The organism is Peribacillus sp. 05N428 (assembly GCF_056397085.1).
The window spans coordinates 1-2,031 of record NZ_JBFTMS010000103.1 but is presented as its reverse complement, the minus strand read 5'-3'; the positions used below and the strand labels follow the sequence as shown (position 1 = coordinate 2,031).

Annotated in this window: 2 protein-coding genes and 1 pseudogene; 1 reads left to right on the top strand and 2 read right to left on the bottom strand. The window is 34.0% G+C overall.

Annotation, left to right across the window (positions count from 1 at the left end; all coding sequences use genetic code 11):
* Nucleotides 1–175: pseudogene (locus tag AC1DIV_RS29860) on the top strand (Tn3 family transposase); the annotation flags it as partial.
* Between the two features lie 257 nt (nt 176–432).
* On the opposite strand, the gene AC1DIV_RS29855 reads toward AC1DIV_RS29860, so the two are convergent.
* Together AC1DIV_RS29855 and AC1DIV_RS29850 are read right to left on the bottom strand one after the other, a co-directional pair.
* A complete protein-coding gene (locus AC1DIV_RS29855; RefSeq protein WP_477577951.1) occupies nt 433–1,116 on the bottom strand; it encodes a DUF421 domain-containing protein in 684 nt (227 codons plus the stop codon).
* A 679-nt stretch (nt 1,117–1,795) separates the two neighbouring features.
* A partial coding sequence (locus AC1DIV_RS29850; RefSeq protein WP_477577950.1) for a phospholipase D-like domain-containing protein occupies nt 1,796–2,031 on the bottom strand: 236 nt, incomplete at its 5' end.

Genomic DNA, 2,031 nt, shown 5'->3' with positions numbered 1-2,031 from the left:
GACGAACTTCCCAGATTGCTATCCTTTGATGGAAGGGGTTCTTCGTCATTGTACGGACATGGAAGTAGACCGAAATTATGTCGATACGCATGGACAAAGTGTTGTTGCTTTTGCTTTTTGCCATCTACTTGGTTTTAAATTGATGCCACACTTCAAATATATTGGTTCTCTAAAGTTTCGTAGTTTTCATTATTCTGTTCGGTGACCAAAAGATCAGCTAATCTCTTGTCATGATATTAGCTGGTCTTTGTAATGAACACTTAGACGTGAAAAGAGCGTACTCCTTACTCCGAAAAAGCGCCTGATTGTGGAAGGCCAAAGAATAACAAACGCCCTATCAGATAAATTTTTAAAACGGATTCTCTGGTTCATCTTTTTTAAATCCACATTATATTCTATCAAGAAAATTGATATGCTTTTATCCTACAAATTTCATTTGGGACTTATATGTATGCCTTCACTCTCTCTCCAATCTGCGTAGAGTATACGCTTAACATTATCATATCCATTGGTAGTTAATTGGGTATCTAACCACTGTTGATCAAATCCGAGTTTATGCAAATTATCCCATAGAATTTCCCCTTCTATAATTAACGATGTTGGGAGGTCTACTGTACTTTCTGGAAGATTGAGGTCTTGCTTGTCTGGTTTCTGATACTTGGATTTTAATAATATACTTATTTGCCCATTATCTTCCAATATACCGTATTTGACTTCGCGAACTGAAAAAACATTATTTTGTCGAAGTATACTTAATACTTGATTTACATCCAATTTGTTCTTTTTAAGTAACTTTCGATCCATGACACCATCCCGAATGATGATGTTAGGATTGCCTAATAAGAGAGAACGTGTCGATTTATTTTTTAGAGTCATATACTCTATTCCCAACATAAGAAACGTCCACAATCCGATGGCATATAAAAAGTGAAAAGTACTTACCTTATCTTCATAAATGGTATTTCCTAAAAAATCTCCAAGTACTAACACAAAAACTAAGTGAAACGGGGTTAACTGAGAGATGGATGTTCTGCCTGTTATGATAATGATAAAAAATAAGGTGACAAAGCCTACGATGGTTTTGATTGTCAGTAAACCAATACTAACTTCTTCCAAAGTTTTTTCCTCCAATTTAAATTTTACTTAGTAGTAAGATCTTGAAGTTTAGATAAAAAGGCTAGTTTTAGTATTAAAGCTCGAGTTCCTATTCCAACGATGATGTAATATATGAATGAATAACTGTATCTCCACTCAAAATATCGAACCAAGGTAGGAATGCAATGGGATAATCCCAAAACCTATATTGTAAGCCCACTATTATCTAATAAGGTTGTTGTTATGATAATTATGGTACCAAAAAACAAAATTTCTAAAATAATGTCTCGTTTAACGAGTTTAGCCCATAGAACCCAAGGCACAACTAAAAAACCGACTAGTATCCACTATTCCCAAGTTAAAAACTCATTCTTTAGCCAATCATTTAGTTCTATAAGGTACGGTTTATCTTCTAATAAACGTATTTCCTTAAGATTTTCAAATATATTATCTATTGATATCCCCCTATATTTCAATTAAAGGTAACAGATATTTTTGAATTCAAACTCTTTGAGCTGCCTTTTTAGTATTACCGTTTTTTAGTAATGAATTTCCATCGTAAATAAGAAAAAAACCCATGTTGAAAGTTCTTCTTACACGGGTTTTCGACTTTTTTCAAATGAATCAGAAATATTTTAAAAACAATGAAATTTTTTAAATCTAGATTTAAGATAGAACAATAAAAACAGGATACATCAACTTATAATAATGGAGAAAGCAGGCGAGAACCCTGTTCAACAATGCGCTCGGTCAGGGATCGTTGCAACAAGTCTTCAATTCTTAATGATACAGAATCAGTAAGATCCCTCTCGAACTGCTCTGTGAGTTCCCTTGCCACATCAGCACTGTACACGACTTGACACACTTCATAATTCAGGCGAAAACTTCTCATATCATAGTTTGCTGCGCCTACTTCTGCAATTTCCTCATCAATGA